Source organism: Nocardia thraciensis, assembly GCF_054782435.1.
Genome location: NZ_BAAGSM010000039.1, coordinates 255,773 through 271,481, shown reverse-complemented (window position 1 = coordinate 271,481; position 15,709 = coordinate 255,773). Strand labels below are relative to the sequence as shown.

At 69.0% G+C, this 15,709-nt stretch carries 15 protein-coding genes; 5 read left to right on the top strand and 10 right to left on the bottom strand.

Annotation, left to right across the window (positions count from 1 at the left end):
• Positions 1-2 precede the first annotated feature (2 nt).
• Positions 3-1,205: an IMP dehydrogenase gene (locus ACYVLQ_RS26070; RefSeq protein ID WP_460700147.1), complete on the bottom strand. Its 1,203-nt coding sequence runs from the start codon at positions 1,203-1,205 to the stop codon at positions 3-5.
• 425 nt (positions 1,206-1,630) lie between these two features.
• Complete coding sequence (guaB, locus tag ACYVLQ_RS26065; RefSeq protein WP_460700146.1) at positions 1,631-3,178, bottom strand: IMP dehydrogenase; 1,548 nt, start codon at positions 3,176-3,178, stop codon at positions 1,631-1,633.
• 370 nt (positions 3,179-3,548) lie between these two features.
• Between guaB and ACYVLQ_RS26060 the strand changes: the two genes are divergently transcribed.
• A complete protein-coding gene (locus ACYVLQ_RS26060; protein WP_068014746.1) occupies positions 3,549-3,962 on the top strand; it encodes a DUF5319 domain-containing protein in 414 nt (137 codons plus the stop codon).
• A 117-nt stretch (positions 3,963-4,079) separates the two neighbouring features.
• On the opposite strand, the gene ACYVLQ_RS26055 is transcribed toward ACYVLQ_RS26060, so the two are convergent.
• The 3 genes from ACYVLQ_RS26055 to ACYVLQ_RS26045 form a co-directional block, all read right to left on the bottom strand.
• Entirely contained in the window at positions 4,080-5,210 is a 1,131-nt protein-coding gene (locus tag ACYVLQ_RS26055; RefSeq protein ID WP_460700145.1) for an anti-sigma-D factor RsdA, read from the bottom strand.
• A complete protein-coding gene (locus ACYVLQ_RS26050; protein WP_460700144.1) occupies positions 5,203-5,781 on the bottom strand; it encodes a sigma-70 family RNA polymerase sigma factor in 579 nt (192 codons plus the stop codon). Before ACYVLQ_RS26050 ends, ACYVLQ_RS26055 begins: the two co-directional genes overlap by 8 nt.
• Before the next feature lie 145 nt (positions 5,782-5,926).
• A complete protein-coding gene (locus ACYVLQ_RS26045) occupies positions 5,927-6,790 on the bottom strand; it encodes a hypothetical protein (RefSeq protein WP_460700143.1) in 864 nt (287 codons plus the stop codon).
• Between the two features lie 660 nt (positions 6,791-7,450).
• On the opposite strand from ACYVLQ_RS26045, the gene ACYVLQ_RS26040 reads away from it, so the two are divergent.
• From ACYVLQ_RS26040 to ACYVLQ_RS26030, 3 genes are all read left to right on the top strand, one after another.
• The gene (locus ACYVLQ_RS26040; protein ID WP_460700142.1) at positions 7,451-7,744 is read left to right on the top strand and encodes a WhiB family transcriptional regulator; all 294 of its coding nucleotides are present in this window, start codon (positions 7,451-7,453) and stop codon (positions 7,742-7,744) included.
• A gap of 502 nt (positions 7,745-8,246) precedes the next feature.
• Positions 8,247-8,810: a sigma-70 family RNA polymerase sigma factor gene (locus ACYVLQ_RS26035; RefSeq protein ID WP_460700141.1), complete on the top strand. Its 564-nt coding sequence runs from the start codon at positions 8,247-8,249 to the stop codon at positions 8,808-8,810.
• A gap of 1 nt (position 8,811) precedes the next feature.
• Positions 8,812-9,123: an RskA family anti-sigma factor gene (locus tag ACYVLQ_RS26030; RefSeq protein ID WP_460700140.1), complete on the top strand. Its 312-nt coding sequence runs from the start codon at positions 8,812-8,814 to the stop codon at positions 9,121-9,123.
• Positions 9,124-9,191: 68 nt separating this feature from the next.
• On the opposite strand, the gene groL is transcribed toward ACYVLQ_RS26030, so the two are convergent.
• A complete protein-coding gene (groL, locus tag ACYVLQ_RS26025) occupies positions 9,192-10,799 on the bottom strand; it encodes a chaperonin GroEL (RefSeq protein ID WP_460700139.1) in 1,608 nt (535 codons plus the stop codon).
• Positions 10,800-10,909: 110 nt separating this feature from the next.
• Positions 10,910-11,212 carry a co-chaperone GroES gene (gene groES / locus ACYVLQ_RS26020; RefSeq protein WP_068014759.1) on the bottom strand — a complete coding sequence of 101 codons (303 nt, stop codon included), beginning with the start codon at positions 11,210-11,212 and terminating at the stop codon, positions 10,910-10,912.
• 596 nt (positions 11,213-11,808) lie between these two features.
• Between groES and ACYVLQ_RS26015 the strand changes: the two genes are divergently transcribed.
• Complete coding sequence (locus ACYVLQ_RS26015) at positions 11,809-13,305, top strand: Hsp70 family protein (protein WP_460700138.1); 1,497 nt, start codon at positions 11,809-11,811, stop codon at positions 13,303-13,305.
• Positions 13,306-13,337: 32 nt separating this feature from the next.
• On the opposite strand, the gene tsaD is transcribed toward ACYVLQ_RS26015, so the two are convergent.
• From tsaD to tsaB, 3 genes are read right to left on the bottom strand one after another with little or no spacing between them, the layout of a single operon-like run.
• Positions 13,338-14,387: a tRNA (adenosine(37)-N6)-threonylcarbamoyltransferase complex transferase subunit TsaD gene (tsaD, locus tag ACYVLQ_RS26010; RefSeq protein ID WP_460700137.1), complete on the bottom strand. Its 1,050-nt coding sequence runs from the start codon at positions 14,385-14,387 to the stop codon at positions 13,338-13,340.
• Positions 14,384-14,872, bottom strand: a complete 489-nt coding sequence (gene rimI, locus ACYVLQ_RS26005) for a ribosomal protein S18-alanine N-acetyltransferase (protein WP_460700192.1) — start codon at positions 14,870-14,872, stop codon at positions 14,384-14,386. The genes tsaD and rimI overlap by 4 nt, the downstream gene beginning before the upstream one ends.
• Before the next feature lie 35 nt (positions 14,873-14,907).
• Positions 14,908-15,696 (bottom strand): tRNA (adenosine(37)-N6)-threonylcarbamoyltransferase complex dimerization subunit type 1 TsaB, encoded by a 789-nt coding sequence (tsaB, locus tag ACYVLQ_RS26000; RefSeq protein ID WP_460700136.1) that lies wholly within the window; start codon positions 15,694-15,696, stop codon positions 14,908-14,910.
• Between the last annotated feature and the right edge of the window lie 13 nt (positions 15,697-15,709).

The following is a 15,709-nucleotide window of genomic DNA, read 5'->3' as shown; positions in this document are numbered from 1 at the left end:
CTCTAGCGCACGGTCAGGCCGACCCGCTGGAACTCCTTGAGTTCGCAGTAGCCCGCCTTGGCCATCGAGCGGCGCAGGCCGCCAACGAGATTCACCGAGCCCCACGGGTCGCTGGACGGACCGTAGAGCACCTGCTGCAGCGTGGGCCGCTCGTCCTCGTCGGCGAACTTCAGCAGCGCGCCGCGCGGCACCGACGGGTGCGCGGCCGCCGACGGCCAGTACCAGCCGCGGCCGGGCGCCTCCTGCGCCAGCGCCAGCGGCACGCCCAGCATGGCCGCGTCGGCACCGCAGGCGATGGCCTTGGCCAGCTGCCCGGACGACACGATGTCGCCGTCCGCGATGACATGCACATAGCGGCCGCCGGTCTCGTCGAGGTAGTCGCGGCGGGCGGCGGCGGCGTCGGCGATCGCGGTCGCCAGCGGCACACCGATGCCGAGCACCTCACCCGTGGTGGTGGCGCCCGGGGTGGAACCGTAGCCGACGATCACACCGGCGGCGCCGGTGCGCATCAGGTGCAGCGCGGTGCGATGATCGCTGACCCCGCCCGCCACCACGGGCACGTCGAGTTCGGCGATGAAGGTCTTGAGATTCAGCGGCTCGCCGTCGGGAGCGACGGTCCCGGAGGCGGCAGCCTGCGTAACCACGGAGGGCCCCGCGGACGACGCGTTGACACTGCCGCCCACGTGCTCGGCGGAGATGATGGTGCCGTGCACGACCAGCAGGTCGATCCCGGCCTGCACCAGCGCGGGGGTGAGCACGCGGGCATTCTGCGGGCTCACCCGCACCGCGACCGTCACGCCCGCGGCCCGCACCTGCGCCACCGCGGCGGCCAGCAGGTCCGGCTGCATCGGTGCGGCGTGCAGCTGCTGCAGCAGCGCCACCGCCGCCTCGGTGCCCTCCTTCTCCGACACCTCGAGCAGCTGATCGATCCGCGCGGCCACATCCGCGTGCCGCGCCCACAGGCCCTCGCCGTTGATCACGCCGAGCCCGCCCAGGCGCCCGAGCTCGATGGCGAATTCCGGGGACACCAGCGCATCGGTGGGATGCGCCACCAGCGGGATGTCGAATCGGTAGGCGTCCAGCTGCCAGGCCAGCGACACCTGCTTCGACGAGCGGGTGCGCCGCGACGGAACGATGTCGACATCGTCCAGTTCGTAGGTACGCCGGGCGGTCCGGCCCATGCCGATCTCGACCATGTCGCGCACTGGTTGTTCTCCTTCATATGTGTGGTGCCATGCCCCGGGCACGGCACAGCACGGTGCCCTGACCAGTATTCCCCCGGGCGGACGGTCCCATACTCCCAGCTCCCGTAACAAGCCACAGCTTCGGGGGGAGAGGGGCTGGATTTTTGGCCTCCGCTTCGCTCCGGCGGGTTTTCGGCGCCCGGTGTCTCGAGTTTCGAGGGCCGCTGCTTGCTCCTTCGTCGCATGCGCAGCGGCCCTCGAAACTCGAGACGCGCCGAAAACCTCCCAGGTGTTGTTGCTTGGCTCTCGCTTCGCGGCCGGGTTGGGAGGGTGGCGGGTCAGCAAGATACAGAGACGCGCTGCCCGGGGTTGCTCCCGCTCGGCTCGCTCCTGCGTCGCATTGCCCGGGAGCGTATGTGGGGACCTCGGGACGAGGGCGGCAGGGGTCAGCCTTTGCCGCGGCCCGTGTAGTTCGGGGCCTCGACGGTCATGGTGATGTCGTGGGGGTGGCTTTCCTTCAGGCCCGCCGCGGTGATCTGGACGAACTGGGCGCGCTGCAGGTCGGCGATGGACTGGGCGCCGGTGTAGCCCATGGCGGCGCGGAGGCCGCCGACGAGTTGGTGGATCACCTGGTTGACGGGGCCGCGGAAGGGGACGCGGCCCTCGATGCCCTCGGGGACCAGTTTGTCCTCGGCCAGCACGTCGTCCTGGAAGTAGCGGTCCTTGGAGTAGGACTTGGCCTGGCCGCGGCCCTGCATGGCGCCCAGCGAACCCATGCCGCGGTAGCTCTTGAACTGCTTGCCGCCCACCAGGATCAGCTCGCCGGGGGACTCCGCGGTACCGGCCAGCAGCGAGCCCAGCATGACGGTCGACGCGCCCGCCGCGATGGCCTTGGCGACATCACCGGAGAACTGGATGCCGCCGTCGGCGATCACCGGCACACCCGCCGGATTGCAGAAGGCGACGGCCTCGAGGATCGCGGTGATCTGCGGCGCGCCCACCCCGGCGACCACGCGGGTGGTGCAGATGGAGCCGGGCCCGACGCCCACCTTGACCGCGTCGACACCGGCATCCACCAGTGCGGCCGCGCCCTCGCGGGTGGCGACATTGCCGCCGACCACCTGGATGCTGTCGCCGACCTCGTTCTTCAGCTTGGAGACCATCTGCAGCACCTGCACCTGGTGGCCGTGCGCGGTGTCGACGACCAGCACGTCCACCCCGGCATCGCGCAGGGTCATCGCGCGCGACCAGGAATCCTCGCCGACGCCGACCGCCGCACCGACGAGCAGCCGACCGTCGCGGTCCTTGGTGGCGTTGGGGTACTGGTCGGTCTTGACGAAGTCCTTGACGGTGATGAGCCCGCGCAGCCGGCCGTTGCCGTCCACGATCGGCAGCTTCTCCACCTTGTGCCGACGCAGCAGGCCCAGCGCGGCCTCGGCGGTCACGCCCTCCTGCGCGGTGATCAGCGGCGCCTTGGTCATCACCTCTTCGACCCGGCGGTCCTGGTCGACCTCGAAACGCATGTCGCGGTTGGTGATGATGCCCACCAGCTCGCCCGTCTCGTCCACCACCGGCAGGCCGGAGATGCGGTAGCGCGCGCACATGGCGTCGACCTCGGCGAGCGTATCGCTGGGGCGGCAGGTCACCGGATTGGTCACCATGCCCGCCTCGGACCGCTTGACCGTCTCCACCGCCGCCGCCTGGTCGACGGCGGCGAGATTGCGATGCAGCACACCCATGCCGCCGGAGCGGGCCATCGCGATCGCCATGCGGGCCTCGGTGACGGTATCCATCGCCGAACTCACCAGCGGGGTACGCAAGGTGATCTCACGGGTCAACCGGCTGGAGGTCTCCACCGAACTGGGGATCAGATCCGAAGCGGCCGGCAGCAACAGCACGTCGTCGAACGTGAGGCCGAGCATGGCGATCTTGTTCGGATCGTCACCACCCGTATGTGAGCGGACGGCGCGTTCGCCCATCACGGGACTACTCATCGGATCGACCCCTCCTGGACCTCGAAAGCAACGAACCGGGGAACCACCCGGACCGCGAACATCTGGCGGAATGGCGGAGCCGAAGATCGATACCCGGCACCTGTTCCGTCCATGGTATCGACCGCGCAAATCGAACGGCCACGCGACTCGGCGCAGTTGTCTCCGCCACACCGTTCGAATGCGACACGCCGACAACCTCGAGCAACTGCGATACATGACGCGATAGCGGTCGACGCACCACCGTGGGTTGCGAAAAACCGAGTCATACAGGCAACGTAGGCCGGAGACATCCGCGGTGGCGGCATCGGACACGGCCAAAACTTCATCCCAGCGCTGGCGCAGGCACCCCTGTTCTGCGTACCGTGGGATTGTGCGTGACCATCTACCACCTGGCCTGCCGCCGGATCCGTTCGCCGGAGACCCCTCCGACCCGTCGGCCGCGCTCGATGCCATCGAGCCGGGGGAGCCGCTGGATCCTCACGAGCGGCTAGCGGTCGAAGAGGATCTCGCCGACCTCGCGGTCTACGAGGCGCTACTGGCGCACCGCGGCATCCGCGGGCTCGTGGTCAGCTGTGAGGACTGTCGGCAGGATCATTACCACGATTGGGATATGTTGCGCGCCAACCTGCTTCAACTGCTGGTCGACGGCACGGTGCGCCCGCACGAGCCCGCGTACGACCCGACCCCGGAAGCCTACGTCACGTGGGACTACTGCCGCGGGTATGCGGACGCGTCGATGAACGAGGCGCTGCACGGCGACGGGTTCGAGGGCTTCGAGGCCTGATCCCGGCATGCGGGCGACAGCCCGATCCCGCGTGCAGAAAGAACAAACCGACCGCCGGTCGGCGATCGGTTGATGTGTTGTGCGTTCACGCCCGCACGGCCGAAGTACCCGAATCCGCTACCGGATACCGCCGGGCACCGAACCTCCCGGCACGATGCCGATACTCGGCGACCCGATGCTGGGCGATCCGGCCGATGGCTGCGTCGGGCGGAAGGTGGGTTGATCCGGCAGGGTGTGCTGCGTCGGAATCTCCGGGATCGACACCCCCGTCGAGCCGATGGTGCTCGGCCCGGCGGGGGGTTCGTTGGTCGGCGGGTCCTGCGTCTGCGGCAGGGTGGTCGGCCGTCCGGTGGTCGGCAGCGAGGGCGTCGTGGGCAGGGTGGTGCCCGGCTTGGTGCCGCCCGGCCCGCCCGGTTCCGTCTCGCGTGGGTCGACGGGAGCCATGCGCGGATCCACGGTCGTGCTGGGCTTGGTCGCGCCGCTGGTCGGCCACCCGGTGGTGGGGACCTCCGTGGTCGGGGTCGGCCGTCCGGTCGACTTCGGCGGAGTGGGCGGCGTCAGAGACGCGGCGATATCCGGGGCAACCGTATTCAGCTGCGCCCACAGCTCGTTCCAGCGCCGATCCAGCTCGTTCTTGCGCTGGTCGTCGCTCACCTGGGTGGCGGTGTTGCTCGCGCTCGCCAGCAGCGCCTTCGCCTGTTCCGGGCGGCCCTGCTCCATGAGGGTCGCCGCCTTGGTCATATCGTCCTCGGCACGCTGGGCGATGGTGGTCTGCGCCTGCTGGCTGAACACCACCTCCTTGACCCGCCACAGCGGATCGCCGGGCTGCGCGCTGTAGGAGAACGCCGTCATACCGCCCATGATCAGGGCGAGTGCGGCGGCCGCACCCATGATGGGACGGATCAGCCGCAAATGGCTTCGCCGATTGACGTTAACCCTCGCCTGCCGCGCACCGATCTCTTGATTGACCGACGCGACAACAGCATCCAGGTCCGGCCCGGCCGGCAACGGTTCGTCGACGATCTCCGCCCGCCAGTTCGCGAGCAAGGTCGCGAGCTGATATTCCTCGGCGCTGTCCGTCGTTACTGCCCCGTCACCGGCGATGGCGTCGATCAGAGCATCGTCGCGGCGTACCGCGGCGATGTCGACCGGCCCCGTATCACCGGATGCCTCGGCGTAGGGATCGCTGCTGTGCGATCCAAGCCGCGCCTTCCAGTCGCCCCGACCGCGCTCGCCATCCCTAGCCATACATTTCACCTGCCCTCGCCACTTGTGACTTCAGTTTCGCGAGCGCCCGGTGCTGGGCTACCCGTATAGCTCCCGCCGTACTGCCCACGGCGACAGCAGTTTCTTCTGCTGACAGACCCATGACCAAACGCAGGATCAGGATCTCTCGATGCTTCTCCGGAAGCGTCGCCAGCAAACTGTTCATCTGCCGGGTCGTTTCGGAATCGAGAGCGCGCTGCTCCGGCCCCTGATCGGTGGATATGACATCTGGTACTTCGGCCATCGCATCCGCCTTGTTACGGGCGGCATTACGATGGGCGTCGGCGACCTTGTGCGAAGCGATTCCGTACACGAAAGCCATGAACGGCCGACCCTGATCCTGATAACGAGGCAGGGCCGTCATCACAGCCAGACAGACCTCCTGCGCAACGTCGTCCGCGGAGAGCTGCCCACGCTCCGCGGATCCGATCCGCGCACGGCAGTAGCGAACTACCAACGGGCGGATGATCTCCAGTACCTGGGCTAAAGCCGAACGATCGCCCTGCCCTGCGGCAGCGACGGCGGCGTCCAACTCCTCGCCCGTGTTCGTCATCGTCAGAGATATTCCTGGCGTTACAAGTGGCACGGTCGGTTCGTGACCAGTGCTTCCGCCGGTCGGCGGAACGCGTCCAACAATAGCGGCTTCCCTTTGTGGGCCGGGCAACACGGGGATCAGCGGTTGCCCGCAAGCCCCGCAACTACCGCAGCAGACCGCCCCGACCAGCAAGGTCCTTCGCGCACGCCCTCGCCTCGGCCGCCGCTCGCTCGGCCTCGGGCCCCGCGGCGACCCCCGAACGAAGCATCGCGCAGGCCCACCGCAGCGGCAGCAACTCGTACTCGCGGCACTGCGCGGACACCGTCGCGGCCAGTTCGCGCGATCGGTCGAGATCTCCGGCGGCCGCGGCCGCCGCGGCGACCAGTAGACGGGACTTGACCCGGTGTCGGACCGAGGGGCCGTCCTCGGCGATCGCCAGCGCGGTCTCGGCGTGCCGCAGCGCCGGCTCGGCGATCACGTCCGATCCCGGAGCGGCGAGCGCGGTCTCGGCCGCCACCCAGTGCCAGCGCAGCAGCGGGCGCTGCCCCTCGGAACGGGCGGGCAGATATGCCCGGCAACGTCCCAGCAGCCGAGCGGCTAGATTCGGCCGGGCGGTCCCCAGCGCATCGGCGGCCAGCCCGGTCAACCCGTCGCAAATGGCCTCCGCACGCATCGGATCGGCCGCCGCGTGCGGGTCCGGCAGCAGCAGTGCCACCGCCCGGCCGTCCGCGACGGCGGCCCGCGCATGCCACCCGAGCTGGCGCAGCAGCGAGGCCTCGGTGCTCACGGCCAGCGCGCGCAGTACCGGATCGCGACCGCCGCGGTGGGTGCGCCGCAGTTCGGCGCGGGCGGCGGCATAGCGGCCCTGGCCACCCAGGACGAGTGCGCGCAACCAGGATTCGGGGGCGGTGGCGGCGGCGGGCAATTCGGCAGCGGCGATCCCGGGGCGGGCGCCGAAGGCGGCCTCGGCGAACACTGTCGCGCGCACGGACGGCCATCGTGCGGACACCGCGGAAAACTGTTCCACCGGCGCACCCTATCCGGCCGCGTACCGCCCCGATCGCGCCGCCGCAACGAACCGCGAGCAACCGTTCAGCATGAAGAAAGCCACGCAAGTGTTTCCATCTCGTAAAACCGGGGCCGCTATCGCCCAGCACGTATGTCCGGAATTCGTATGCTTTTCGGATAATTAACCTGGACGCCTCGGCACAGCCATCCGGGTTCGTGAACATTCATCGAAACCGTGTTACCCGTCACATACCACAGACTCGACCCGCAATGAGCGGGACACCCTCATTCATCGATAAGATGTCTATGACCAGCTCGTTTATGAGATATCACAGCTTTCACCGGGACACCGTCAACTCAGCCAACCGATCAGTATCGCTATCGGTGCGCCGGATGTAAATAGCAGGAAGGTTAAATCTGAGATCCGCCGGTATTGAAATCGGCGGCGGACAAACTATTGACTGGATTTCGCCGCGCGTCCTAACGTACGTCATCGCCGTCGTCGGCGCCGTGCGAAATCGCGGCGACCACGAACTGCGATCGCCGGGCCTCCGGCGACACGGTCCGAGCCCGATCTCGGCGAGGTCTCATCCGGCCCGCCGCGCCCGGGTCCGGACAGTCCGCTGCTGACAAGCACCGCTCGACAACGCCGACGAGCTCGCACCACTAGGAGTTCACCATGCCCATGCCCACTCACCTCCCCGGTCCGAACGCCGACATCTGGGATTGGCAGATGCGCGGTTCGTGCCGTGGCGTGGACTCCGCCGTCTTCTTTCACCCCGATGGTGAACGCGGCCGCGCCCGCGCGCAGCGCGAACTGCGCGCCAAGGAGATCTGCCGCACCTGCCCGGTCCTCATGCAGTGCCGCAGCCACGCGCTGAAGGTCAGCGAGCCGTACGGGATCTGGGGCGGGATGTCGGAGACCGAGCGCGAGATGCACGCGCGGCGCAACCGCCGCCGCGTCGCCGTCTGAACCGGCCCGACCGGCGTCGACGGGCGCACTCCGAAATTCCTCCCATCCGGATCGCGCGGTGCGCCGAATGCCTAGCAAACACCCGGCCACTGAGCTACCGGCCGGTGAACACCGACACAGGCGCGCAGGCCCGTCCGGTCACCGCCGATCAGCCTGCCGCGAGATGGCCAGAAGCCTTGCCACCTGCGGTCCCGGTGTACACGGTCCGGTCCGATGGAGGCGTTCTGTTCGGGCACAGCGTTTCGCAGATTTCTCGGCGTGTCACGGCGTGTCTCGCCAAGACTTCCCCGGCGTGTCGAGGAATGTCCGAAACCCGCTGAGCCGCAGCCGGTTTGCCGACACCCCACCCGAGAGGAGGTCATAGCGGCACGCTACGGTAGTGGCCGATGACACAGAATGGAGCGTTGTGACAACGCGGCCGCCGGCCGCAGAGGGCGACTCGTTCCAACAGGCAGTCGGGGACGGGGACGAGCGGGTGGAGACACCCCGCACAGACTCTGCGGTGACGGCACGCGTAGCCGAAAGTATCGAACTAGCCGCGCTTCTCGTGCGCTGTGGGCGATCGGATCAGCAGGCATTCGCCGAGCTGTACGACCGAACGTGCGCCCGGGTCTTCGGGCTGGTGCTGCGCGTTCTACACGACCCCGGCTACGCGGAGGAGACGACCCAGGAGGTCTACCTCCAAATCTGGCGCACCGCGGCCAACTTCGACGCCGCCAAGGGTTCGGCGGTCACCTGGCTGATGACGCTCGCCCACCGCCGGGCGGTCGACCGCGTCCGTGCCGAGCAGGCGCACGCCCAGCGCGAGGTCGCTTATGGCGCAAGCGCTCTCGGTAACGAATTCGACGAGGTCACCGAAGAAGTAGGACGAAGACTCGAACAGCAAGCGGTACTGGAGGGTCTGGCCACGCTGACGCAGACGCAGCGGGAAGCCATCTCGCTCGCCTACTTCGGCGGCCGCACCTATGCGGAAGTGGCTGAGTATCTCGGCATAGGGTTACCGACCGTCAAGTCTCGTATCCGCGATGGGTTGACAAGACTGAAGAAGAGTTTGGGAGTGACGTGAGATGAACGAAAGCCAGATCGATCTCGCGCATGCGGTCGCGCTCGGATCGATCGGCGACGAGGACCAGCGCGCGGTGCAACAGCTACTCGACTCGGGTGACGATCGGCTGCGCGCGGACTTCAACAGGGAAGTGCAGCTAACCAGAGAAGCTCTCACCGTGTTCTCCTCGGCGTCGGCCGAACCGCCGCCCGCCTCACTCCGTGATCGACTGCTGGCCGCCATCGCCGAGGACCAGGCTCCCGCGGCGGCCGCCCGCCACCCCCATCGAGTCACCCGCAACCACGACGGGACCGACTCCACCGCCCACCTCTGAACCTGCTCCGAAATACGAACGGGCCGTTCACATCCGAGATGTGAACGGCCCGCTTTTTGTTCGTGCGCTCAGTGCGAGTGGCCGTGGTGGTCGTGCTCGTCCTCCTCGGCGGGCTTGTCGACCACGGCGCTCTCGGTGGTGAGCACCATGCGCGCGACCGAGGCGGCGTTCAGCACCGCCGAACGGGTCACCTTGACCGGATCCACGACACCGTCGGTCACCAGGTCGCCGTAGGTGAGGGTGGCGGCGTTGAAGCCGTCCTTGCCCTCGGAGACCTTGCTGACCACGACGGCGCCGTCGACGCCGGCGTTGCTGGCGATCCAGTACAGCGGCGCCTGCAGCGCCTTGCGCACCACCTCGACGCCGATGGCCTGGTCGCCCGACAGCGAGTCGCGCAGCTCGACCAGCTTGGCCGCCGCCTGCACCAGCGCGGAGCCACCGCCGGGCACGATGCCCTCCTCGATGGCCGCCTTGGCCGCGTTCACCGCATCCTCGACGCGGTACTTGCGCTCCTTCAGCGCGGTCTCCGTGGCCGCGCCGACGCGGATCACCGCGACGCCGCCGGACAGCTTCGCCAGCCGCTCCTCCAGCTTCTCGCGATCCCAGTCGGAATCGGTAGCCTCGATCTCGGCCCGCAGCTGGGCGACGCGCGCATCGATGGCGTCCTGGGTGCCCGCACCGTCGACGATCGTGGTGTCGTCCTTGGAGACGACCACGCGCCGCGCCTTGCCCAGCAGGTCCAGCCCGGCCTCGCGCAGGTTGATGCCCAGATCCGGGTTGATCACGGTGCCACCGGTGACGGTGGCCAGATCGTCCAGGAAGGCCTTGCGGCGGTCGCCGAAGAACGGCGCCTTGACCGCGACGACCTTGAGCGTCTTGCGGATCGCGTTGACGACCAGGGTGGACAGCGCCTCGCCCTCGACGTCCTCGGCGATGATCACGACCGGCTTACCCGATTCGGCGATCTTCTCCAGCAGCGGCAGCAGGTCCGGCAGCGAGGAGATCTTCTCCCGGTGCAGCAGGATGAGGGCATCCTCGTACACCGCCTCCTGCTTGTCGTGGTCGGTGACGAAGTAGCCCGACAGGTAACCCTTGTCGAACTGCACGCCCTCGGTGACCACGAGGTCGGTGCTCACCAGGGAGGATTCCTCCACCGTGACCACGCCGTCCTTGCCGACGGTGGTCAGCGCCTTGCCAACCATCTCGCCGATCTCCTCGTCGCGCGAGGACACGGTGGCGACCTGTGCGATCGCCGACTCGCTGGAGACCGGCTCGGCGGCCGCCAGCAGGGCCTCGGAGACCGCGTCGGCGGCCTTGCTGATGCCCGCGCCCAGTGCGATCGGGTTGGCGCCCGCGGCGATATTCTTCAGGCCGCCCTTGACCAGTGCCTGGGCCAGCACGGTGGCGGTGGTCGTGCCGTCGCCCGCGACGTCGTTGGTCTTGGTGGCGACGCTCTTGACCAGCTGCGCGCCCAGGTTCTCGAAGGGGTCCTCGAGGTCGATGTCGCGGGCGATGGTCACGCCGTCGTTGGTCACCGTCGGACCACCGAAAGCCTTGGCCAGCACCACGTGCCGACCGCGCGGGCCCAGCGTGACCTTCACGGCGTCGGCAAGCTTGTCGACGCCGCGTTCCATCGCCCGGCGAGCCTTCTCGTCGAACTCGATCTGCTTTGCCATAAGTCCTTTTCCTTGGATTCCAGGCGGAAAACGACATTGCCCCGGCCCCGCTCAGGGGAACCGGGGCTCTGTCGTCTACAACTCGTTCCCGGCCTGCGCCGGGGGCGCGGTCACTTGTCGACGACCGCCAGCAGGTCGCGCGCCGAGAGGATCAGGTACTCCTCGCCGTTGTACTTGATCTCGGTGCCGCCGTACTTCGAGTAGATGACGACGTCGCCTTCCTTGACGTCCAGCGGAATGCGCTTCTCGCCCTCGTCATCCCACCGGCCGGGGCCGACGGCGACGACGGTGCCCTCCTGGGGCTTTTCCTTCGCCGTGTCGGGGATGACCAGGCCGGAGGCGGTCGTCGTCTCGGCCTCGTTGGCCTGGACGAGGATCTTGTCCTCGAGCGGCTTGATGTTCACGCTCGCCACGTTGAGCCCTCCACTTTCAGGGGATTCGTCGCGTCCGGGGCGGTTCCCCGGACTCACGGTTTCGGTCATGGTGTCGACCCTGTGCATAGCCCCGTCGTCGCGGGTGCCGGGACCCCTGCTCAGCAGTCGTAGCTGGCACCTGAGCAACATCCGCGGTGCCACCTAGCACTCTATACACGTGAGTGCCAGCGCTCAAGGCTGGGTAGTGCCGAACCCTGTTGTCGACGCGACGTTTGCAACACGCCCAAAGGCGTGGCAATTCATCTTCGAAATCTGTAACGTTCGGATAACGGATTGTGACAGTATGGACGACGGCTCCGTGATGTCGTCCTGCCCGACCCACACCGTGCCGGTAGCGCTCTGTCACGTGATCCGCCGAGCTCGACACAACCGCTTCACCCCACCCGCGCGAAGACCATCGCGCACGCCTGAGACGAGAGCAAGACCGCAAGTGATCGTAGGCCGGCCCGACACCCGAACGGATGAGGGCCCGGCCGGATGCACTGCTCGGGTCGGACGCCATCCATGCCGACGCCCGTGCTGTCCGTTCGAGATGGTCGGCGACACCGTGACCATCCGCTCGAAGGGAGGTGAACATGCGAACATCCCTCGGCATCTCCGCCGGGAACGAAGTGGTGTGCTCGGCGCTGGTCGCCACCGCTCCGAACGGCGCTCAAAGCTTCGACTATCGGGTCGTGTCGGCGGACGCCGCACATTCCGATCTCGGTGATCTGGTGGCGTCATCGATAGAACTGATGACGACCCAGATGCCCACCCGCGACGTCGTGCACCCCGTCGGCGCGCACACCGCCGGGCTCCCGGCCCCGCACCCCGAGACCGCCGCCGGGCCGCCGGGGGCGATCGCGGTCGCCTACCGCGATCGGGAACAGGCCGTCGCGATCCGATCGGCGATCGGCCGCCAGCGCCGCGACGTCCAGCTCATCCCCGAAAGCACCGCCGCCCTCACGTATCTGCGCCACACCGGCCTGCTCGACCGGTACGAGACGGTCTCGATCGTCGACCTGGGCGCCTCGGGCATGACCGTCACCGTGGCGGACCTGGCCGACGACACCACGCTGCGCTCCGAGCGCACCACCGCCCTCAGCGGCACCGCCGTCGACGAACTCATCTACCACCACCTGCTGGACTGCCATTTCGCCCGCCGCGGCACCCGCCCCAATCGCGGCATGCTGATCAACCGCAGCCGGGCGGCCAAGGAACATCTGTCCATCGCCCCGGCCGTCACCATCGACCATGTCGCGGGCCAGCCGCTGAAGCTGACCCGCGCCGACTTCGAGGAGCTGATCGCGGACCTGGTGCGCGAGGCCGCGGTGTTCGCCGCCGCGGTGTTCGCCCGCGCACCGAAGCTGCCCGAGGCGGTCGCCGTGATCGGCGGCGGCGCGAACATCCCCACCGTCGTCGCCGGTCTGGACGAACTACTCGACATTCCGGTGCTCACCGTGCCCGAGCCCGAGGCCGCGACGGCGAAAGGCGCCGCGCTGGTCGCGGATTCGGCACAGCCGTCCGCCTTCCCGGTGATCAGCCTGGGCTCCGACGCCTCCACCGGCACCTTCACCAAACTGATCGGCACGCTGGCCGGTGCGGTCGTGGTGGTGGGCCTGGTGGTCGGCTACGGCATCAAGGAACTGGTCCCGGCCGACGGGCACGACGTCAGCCCCGTGGGCACCAGCGATACCGCGCAGCTCACCACCCCGGCGACGCCGACTCCCACGCCGAGCGGCTCCACCACCACCGCCGGACAGACCCAGCCGGGCCAGACTCAGCCGGGGCGACAGCCCGCCGGTAGCTCCGCCCCGTCCTCGCCCTCGGAATCCGGCCAGCTGCCGACCAGCACCGCCAACCAGACCACCGCCACCACAACGGCGCCGCCGCTGCGCCCGGACCCGAACCTGCCGCAGATTCCGCTCCCCGACCTGCCGCGCCTGTTCGGCCCCCTGATGGGCACCACCACGCCCGAAACCACCGCCCCCCGCAATGCGTCTCCCACCCCCAGCCCTTCCCCCAACCGCCCCGTACTGCCGAAGGCGAACTCGGGTTCCGCGGGCATGGCGCCCGTACAACCAGCCGACTGACCACCTCTCCACCCGCAGTCCGGTGAGGTGGGTTAGCGGAGTTGGCTGGTGGAGACCGGGAGGGCCGGGTCGGTGGCTACGGTCAGGGTGGAGGGCTTGGCGCCGCCGGCGATCACGTGGGCGCCGAGAGCCGCGATCATGACGCCGTTGTCGGTGCACAGCCGGGGCTTGGGCACGCGCAGCGTGAGACCGGCCGCGGCGCAGCGGTCCTCGGCCATCGAGCGGATGCGGGAATTCGCGGTGGCGCCGCCGCCGAGCACCAGCGTGTCCACGCCGACGTCCTGGGCGGCGCGCACGGCCTTGCTGGTGAGCACGTCGGCGACGGACTCCTGGAACGATGCCGCGATATCCGGGATCGGCAGCTCGGTACCCGCGCGCTGGGCGGCCTCGACATAGCGGGCGACCGCGGTCTTCAGGCCCGAGAACGAAAAGTCGTAGCGCGCGTCACGCGGACCGGTCATACCGCGGGGGAACAGGATGGCGGTCGGATCACCGTGCGCCGCCGCGGCATCCAGCGCCGGGCCGCCCGGGAAGCCCAGGCCCAGCAGGCGCGCCACCTTGTCGAAGGCCTCCCCCGCCGCGTCGTCGACCGTGCTGCCCAGTTCCACGATCGGTTCGGCCAGATCCGTGACATGCAGCAGATGCGTGTGGCCGCCGGACACCAGCAGCGCCACGCACGGTGGCATCGGGCCGTGTTCGAGGGTGTCCACGGCGACATGGCCACCGAGGTGGTTCAGCGCGTAGAACGGGATATCCCAGGCCGCCGCATAGGCTTTCGCCGCCGCCACCCCCACCAGCAGCGCCCCGGCCAGGCCGGGGCCGATGGTCACGGCGAGCGCGTCGGGACGGGTCACACCGGCGGTCGACAGCGCCCGCCGCATCGCGGGCACCACCGCCTCCAGGTGCGCGCGCGAGGCGATCTCCGGGACCACGCCGCCGAAGCGGGCGTGCTGATCGACGCTGGAGGCGACCTCATCGGCGAGCAGCTCGCAGCGGCCCTTGCCCTCCGGGCCGTCGGGATGCCACCGGACGATGCCGATTCCGGTTTCGTCACACGAACTTTCGATGCCCATGACGATCATGACAGGACCTCTGAACTGTGCGAGGCGCCCGGGTGCGGATATCCGGTCACCGCCGGACGGCGCATGGTGAACGCGTCGGCCCCGCTGGGCTGGTAGTAGCTCTTCCGCAGGCCGATGATGTGGAAGCCGTGCTTCTCGTAGAGCGCGATCGCGGGCGCGTTGTCCGTCCGCACCTCGAGAAATACCGGACCGCCGCGCTTTCCGGCCTCGGCCAGCAGCGCGCGCAGCAGCAGCGTCCCGATGCCACCGCGGTGCAGGGTCGGATCGACTCCGATGGTGTGGATCTCGGCCTCGGGGTGGGTGGCGGGGCCCAGCAGCGCGATCCCGGCGTAGCCGACCATGCGCCCGGATTCCTCGCGGGCCACCAGATACCGGTTGTGCGCACCCGCGAGTTCGGACTCGAACGCCACCTCCGGCCACGGGTCGTCCTCGGGGAACAGCAGTTTCTCCAGTTCGGCACAGCGGGCGATATCGGCCGGTCCCATCGGTTCGATCTCGATGGCCGGCAATTCGGGCGTGCTCACGACACCGCCTGATAGCTGCGTTCGACGGCGTCGGGGCGCCGCAGATAGAGCGGAACCAGCGGTTCGGCCGTCGCGCCGGACAGCACCTCGGCGGCCGCACAGCGCACCAGCCCGGCTGGAGACGGCGTCTCGACCGGCAGCACCGGAAGATCGAAGAAGTCGACGTGCGAGGCGGATCCGGCGATCACGGTGGATTCGCGCGCGTCCAGATCGGCGGGCTTGCACACGCCCGGACCGGCCACCCGGCCGACCACCCGCGCCCCGGACCCGACGGCGGCGGGCCCGGCGAACTCCGCGTCCGGCACGGCGCGATAGCGGGCCCAGTACACCTCGCGGCGGCGGGCATCGGTGACGACCAGCAGTTCGGATTCGGCGGCCGTGGCGATCGTCTGCCCGCTGCCGCCGGTGATCTCGTGCCAGGCGTCGGCGGCGATCGCGTCCAGGCTGCAGACGCCGTACACCGGCAACCCCAGGGCGTCGCCGAAGGCCGCGGCGGTGGCCATCCCGACCCGCAGCCCGGTGAACGGCCCGGGACCCACCCCGGCGACCACCGCGTCGAGATCGGCCCTGGAACGTCCCGCGGCGTCGAGGCATTCGAGGATCTGCGGAGTCAGCACCTCGTTGTGGGCGCGCGCGTCCACGGTGACCCGGGCGGCGAGGGTGTGGATCCGCGGCGCCGTCTCCCGATCGGGCCGCTGCCGATCGTGCCCGGAGGCGGCCTGCTCCAGCTCCACCAGCCCGGCTGTAACGGCGGGCGTCGCGGTGTCGACGGTAAGGACAAGCATGATTGGGTCAACG

What these genes read in the sequence shown, in the direction of transcription:
- guaB (WP_460700146.1), bottom strand. Translation starts at nt 3,178, where the DNA reads ATGAGTAGTCCCGTGATGGGCGAACGCGCCGTCCGCTCACATACGGGT.
- ACYVLQ_RS26055 (WP_460700145.1), bottom strand. Translation starts at nt 5,210, where the DNA reads ATGGCTAGGGATGGCGAGCGCGGTCGGGGCGACTGGAAGGCGCGGCTT.
- ACYVLQ_RS26050 (WP_460700144.1), bottom strand. Translation starts at nt 5,781, where the DNA reads ATGACGAACACGGGCGAGGAGTTGGACGCCGCCGTCGCTGCCGCAGGG.
- ACYVLQ_RS26040 (WP_460700142.1), top strand. Translation starts at nt 7,451, where the DNA reads ATGCCCATGCCCACTCACCTCCCCGGTCCGAACGCCGACATCTGGGAT.
- ACYVLQ_RS26030 (WP_460700140.1), top strand. Translation starts at nt 8,812, where the DNA reads ATGAACGAAAGCCAGATCGATCTCGCGCATGCGGTCGCGCTCGGATCG.
- groL (WP_460700139.1), bottom strand. Translation starts at nt 10,799, where the DNA reads ATGGCAAAGCAGATCGAGTTCGACGAGAAGGCTCGCCGGGCGATGGAA.
- ACYVLQ_RS26015 (WP_460700138.1), top strand. Translation starts at nt 11,809, where the DNA reads ATGCGAACATCCCTCGGCATCTCCGCCGGGAACGAAGTGGTGTGCTCG.
- tsaD (WP_460700137.1), bottom strand. Translation starts at nt 14,387, where the DNA reads ATGATCGTCATGGGCATCGAAAGTTCGTGTGACGAAACCGGAATCGGC.
- rimI (WP_460700192.1), bottom strand. Translation starts at nt 14,872, where the DNA reads ATGGGACCGGCCGATATCGCCCGCTGTGCCGAACTGGAGAAACTGCTG.
- tsaB (WP_460700136.1), bottom strand. Translation starts at nt 15,696, where the DNA reads ATGCTTGTCCTTACCGTCGACACCGCGACGCCCGCCGTTACAGCCGGG.